This is a genomic window from Micromonospora sp. NPDC004336, assembly GCF_053602615.1.
Genome location: NZ_JBSGDY010000288.1, coordinates 1 through 4,620, shown reverse-complemented (window position 1 = coordinate 4,620; position 4,620 = coordinate 1). Strand labels below are relative to the sequence as shown.

At 77.7% G+C, this 4,620-nt stretch carries 4 protein-coding genes and 1 pseudogene; 1 reads left to right on the top strand and 4 read right to left on the bottom strand.

From position 1 onward, the window contains the following. Positions 1-283 precede the first annotated feature (283 nt). The 4 genes from ACWENR_RS29785 to ACWENR_RS29770 form a co-directional block, all read right to left on the bottom strand. Complete coding sequence (locus ACWENR_RS29785) at positions 284-1,072, bottom strand: putative protein N(5)-glutamine methyltransferase (protein WP_452280271.1); 789 nt, start codon at positions 1,070-1,072, stop codon at positions 284-286. Positions 1,073-1,340: 268 nt separating this feature from the next. Beyond that, complete coding sequence (locus ACWENR_RS29780; RefSeq protein WP_452280272.1) at positions 1,341-2,474, bottom strand: cystathionine gamma-lyase; 1,134 nt, start codon at positions 2,472-2,474, stop codon at positions 1,341-1,343. A gap of 5 nt (positions 2,475-2,479) precedes the next feature. Next, entirely contained in the window at positions 2,480-3,478 is a 999-nt protein-coding gene (locus ACWENR_RS29775) for an NAD(P)H-dependent glycerol-3-phosphate dehydrogenase (RefSeq protein ID WP_452280270.1), read from the bottom strand. Continuing rightward, complete coding sequence (locus ACWENR_RS29770) at positions 3,475-4,209, bottom strand: lysophospholipid acyltransferase family protein (RefSeq protein WP_452280269.1); 735 nt, start codon at positions 4,207-4,209, stop codon at positions 3,475-3,477. The genes ACWENR_RS29775 and ACWENR_RS29770 overlap by 4 nt, the downstream gene beginning before the upstream one ends. A 126-nt stretch (positions 4,210-4,335) precedes the next feature. On the opposite strand from ACWENR_RS29770, the pseudogene ACWENR_RS29765 reads away from it, so the two are divergent. After that, positions 4,336-4,620: pseudogene (locus tag ACWENR_RS29765) on the top strand (2-phospho-L-lactate guanylyltransferase); the annotation flags it as partial.

The following is a 4,620-nucleotide window of genomic DNA, read 5'->3' as shown; positions in this document are numbered from 1 at the left end:
AGCCCGCGCGCCCCCCCCCCCGCCCCCCCCCGCCCCCGCGCCCCGGCGCGGCCGCCCCGGCCCGCCGCCCCCCCCGCCCCCGCGCCGTCGGCGGTCCCGCCGTTGGGAGCCGGCGGGGCCGTCGACGCGCGGGTCACGACGGGCTCCGGCACGGGAACCGAACCCCCGCGCTCTCGGCCCGTCCCACCTCGAAGGGGCCGGTCAGCGGGACACAAGCCCACCCCGCCGGGACACAGGCCAACCCCGGGCCGGCACGCGAGCCGGACCGGCCGGGGCGGCGCGGTCAGCCGGGGCGGCGGGCGGTGACCGCGGTGGCGTCCCGGTCGTCGTCGCGGGTCACCGTGGGTTGCAGGCCGACGGCGGCCAGCGCCGCGCAGAGCGCGTCCGACTGCGCCTCGCTCGTCTCCACCACCAGGTGGCCGCCCGGGGCGAGCCAGCGCGCCGCCCCCGCGGCGACCCGGCGCAGCACCGCCAGCCCGTCCGCCCCGCCGTCGAGGGCGACCGGCGCCTCGTGCAGCCGGGCCTCCGGCGGCATCAGCGCCACCGCCGCCGTGGGCACGTACGGGGCGTTGGCCACCACCAGGTCCAGCCTCCCCCGCCAGCGCGCGGGCAGCGGCTCGTACAGGTCGCCGTGGAAGACCGGGACGGCGAGCGGGGCCAGGTTGCGCCGGGCGCAGGCCACGGCGGCCGGGTCGACGTCGGCGGCGGCCAGCCAACGCGGGGCGAGCCGGCGGGCCAGCGCCACGGTGGTGGCGCCGGAACCGCAGCACAGGTCCACCACGGCCGCCGCCGGGCCGGTCACCGCGACGGCGGCGTCGACCAGCAGGGCGGTACGGGCCCGGGGCACGAACACGCCGGGGTCGACGGCGATCCGCTCGCCGCAGAACTCGGCCCAGCCGAGCAGGTGCTCCAGCGGCAGCCCGGCGACCCGGCGGTCGGCGAGGTCGGCCAGCGCCCGCGGCGAGTCCGCGGCGGCGATCAGCAGGTCGGCCTCGTCCTCGGCGTAGACGCAGCCGGCGGCGCGCAGCCGGTGCACGAGGGCGGGCCGGTCGGGCTGGAAGGAAACGGTCACAAGGGCCTCCGGGAACGCTCGTCGACGCTCCCGGGCCGCCGGAATCAGCCGGCGTGCCGTCGGAGGGGAGCGTCGGTCCTGCCTGTCGGGTGGATCGGACTCACCTCCTCGGGTCGGGGCCCGGCCTGGGTCTCCACGGACGGCCCGGCTCGGGGCCAGGCCTGGGGCCACGGACGGCCCGGCGCGGGGCCACGCACACGATAGCCCACCGCGCCCCCGGCGGCGGGACGGAAATCGGCACCCGTCGCCGCCCGCCCGTGTCGGACGCTCAGCGGCTGGCGTCGAGTGCGGCCGCCACGTCGGCGACCAGGTCGACGGGGTCCTCCACGCCGCAGGAGAGCCGGACGAAGCCGGGCGAGGTGTCGTCGCCCCACTGGGCCCGCCGGTCGGCGGTGGTGTGCAGGCCGCCGAACGAGGTGGCCGCGCCCACCAGCCGGGCCGCGTCGAGGAACCTCGCCACCCGCTCGGCGTCGCCCAGGTCGAACGCGAGCACGCCGGGAATCCGGCGCATCTGGGCCGACGCCACCGGGTGGGCCGGGTCGCCCGGCAGCCCGGGCCAGCGCACCCCGGTCACGTCGGCGCGCCCCGCGAGCAGCCCGGCCAGCGCCTCGGCGTTCGCGGTCTGCCGGCCGAGCCGCAGGTCGAGGGTGGCCAGCGACCGGTGCGCGAGCCAGGCGTCGAACGCGCCGGGCACCGACCCGGTGACGTTGCGCCAGTTGGTCGCCGCGTCCAGCAGCTCGGCCGAGCGGGTGGCCACGTAGCCGAGCAGCAGGTCGGAGTGCCCGGTCAGCGCCTTGGTGCCGGAGGCCACCACGACGTCGGCCCCGAGGTCCAGCGGGCGCTGCCCGAGCGGCGTGGCGGTGGTGTTGTCGACCGCGACCAGGGCGCCGGCGGCGCGCGCCCGGGCGGCCACGTCGGCGATGTCGACGACGTCCAGGCCGGGGTTGGCCGGCGTCTCCAGCAGCACCAGGCGTACGCCGTCGAGGGCCGGACAGGGACCGGCCGTGGGGGCCAGGACCACCCGGACGCCGAGACCATCCAGGGTGCCGGCGGCGAACGCCCGGACGGAGTAGTAGCCGTCGGACGGGAGCACCACGGTGTCCCCCGGCCTCAGCACCGTCAGCAGCAGGCCGGTGATCGCCGCCTGCCCGCTGGCGAAGACCCGGCAGTCGCCCCCCTCCAGCTCCCCGATGGCCGCCTCCAGCAGGCGCCGGGTGGGGTTGTCCGGCCGGCCGTAGCCGTCCGGCGCCGCCGCCGGCCCCGCCCACGGGTCGAGGTGGTACGGCGCGGCGAAGACCGGCCCGGGCAGGAACGGTTGGCCGGGGACCGGGGCGGGCAGGCCGGCGCGTACGCAGCGGGTGCCGTCGGCGGGGCCGTCGCCCTGCTGCTGGGGCTCGATCATCTCGCTCACTCCGGTTTCGTCGTACGGCTCATCAGGGCGTCGACGGCGAGCCGCGGGTCGACGCCCTCGTGGCAGACCAGCTCGACCTGCTCGGTGATCGGCATCTCCACGGCGTGCGCCCGGGCCAGGTCGCGGATGGAGAGCGCGCTCTTGACCCCCTCGGCGGTCTGCCGGGTGGCGACGCGGGCCTCCTCCAGGGTCGCGCCCCGGCCCAGGTGCTCGCCGAAGGTGCGGTTGCGGGCCATCGGCGAGGAGCAGGACGCCACCAGGTCCCCCATCCCGGCCAGGCCGGCGAAGGTGAGCGGGTCGGCGCCGAGGGCCACTCCGAGGCGGGCGGTCTCGGCCAGTCCCCGGGTGACCAGCATGGCGCGGGTGTTGTCGCCGAAGCCCATCGCGACCGCGATGCCGTACGCCAGGGCGATCACGTTCTTGACCGCCCCGCCCAGCTCGCAGCCGATCACGTCGTCGTTCGTGTACGGCCGGAAGTAGGGCGTGGTGATCGAGCGCTGCACCAGGGTGGCCCGGGCGGAGTCGGTGCAGGCGACCACGGTGGCCGCCGGCTGCTCGGCGGCGATCTCGGGGGCCAGGTTGGGCCCGGAGACCACCACCACCCGGTCCGCCGCCACCCCGGTGGTCTCGACGATCACCTCGCTCATCCGCTTGGTGGTGCCCAGCTCGATGCCCTTCATCAGGGAGACCAGGGTGGCGTCCGGGTGCAGGTGCCCGGTCCACTCGGCGAGGTTGCCGCGCAGCGTCTGCGACGGCACGGCCAGCACCACCAGTTCGGCCCCGGTGATCGCCTCGGCGGCGTCCCCGGTCGCCGTGACGCGGGCCGGCAGCAGCACGTCCGGCAGGTACTCCGGGTTGCGCCGCTCGGCGCGGATCGTGTCGGCGACCGGCTGCCGGCGTGCCCAGATGGTGACGTCCCGGCCGGCGTCGGCGAGGATCTTGGCGAACGCCGTCCCCCACGAGCCGGCTCCCAGCACCGCGACGTGCCCGCTCACGCCGCCGCCTCCGGCCGGCGCTCGTCGCCCGGGCGGGCCGGTCGTTCCCACAGGGGCGGCGGGGTGCCGCCCCGGATCTCCGCGAGCAGGTCACGCAGGCGCAGCATGATGGTGTCGGTCATCTCCTCGAGAACGGCCTTCGTCGGGGTGGCCCCGGCCCAGCGGCTCAGGTCCACCGGGGGGCCGGCCACCACGGTCACCGGAATCCGGGGCCGTGGGTCGAGCCGGGAGGTGCGGGGGTCGAAGATCCGCTCCGGTCCCCACATGGCGACCGGCACCACCGGGGCGCCGGTGGCGAGCGCGAGCCGGGCCGCGCCGGTCTTTCCCCTCATCGGCCACAGCTGCGGCTCGCGGGTGATGGTGCCCTCCGGGTAGATCACCACCGCGCCCCCCTCGGCCAGCGCGGCGACCAGGGCGTCGAGCGAGCGCACGGCGTCGACGGTGCCCCGCTCGACCGGGATCTGCCGGCACCGGTGCAGGATCCAGCCGACCAGCGGGACGCGGAACACGCTGGCCTTGCCCAGGAACTGCGGCCAGCGGCCCGAGTCGTAGACGAAGTGCGCCGCGACCAGCGGGTCGGCGTGCGAGATGTGGTTCGGCACGATGATCACGCCGCCGTCGCGGCGCAGGTGCTCCATGCCCCGCCAGGTCCGCCGGGTCCACAGCAGCATCAGCGGCTTGACCAGCACCACGGCGAACCATTGCCAGAACCCCAGCCTCCGCCGTGTCACCGTGCCTCCTCGTGCCGCCCCGCCCCGCGCCGGATCCGCGCCCGGTCACGCCCGCAGCGAAATCATGCCTGCTCGGCCCGGGTCCGGCCAGAGAGGGTACCGCCGTCCGGCTGGCAGGATGGCGGTGTGAGTCAGCCGAGGTGGACCGTCGTGGTGCCGGTGAAACCCCTCGCCGCCGCGAAGAGCCGGCTGCGGGGCGCCCTGCCGGCCGTACCGCACGAGGCGCTGGCGCTGGCCCTGGCCGCCGACACGGTCGCCGCGGTGCGGGCCTGCCCGGCGGTGGCCGGGGTGCTGGTCGTCACCGACGACCCGCGGGTCGCGGCGGCGGCCCGGCGGGCGGGCGCGACGCCCCTGCCGGACGCCCCGGGCGCCGGGCTGAACGCCGCCCTCCGGCACGGCGCGTCGGCCGCC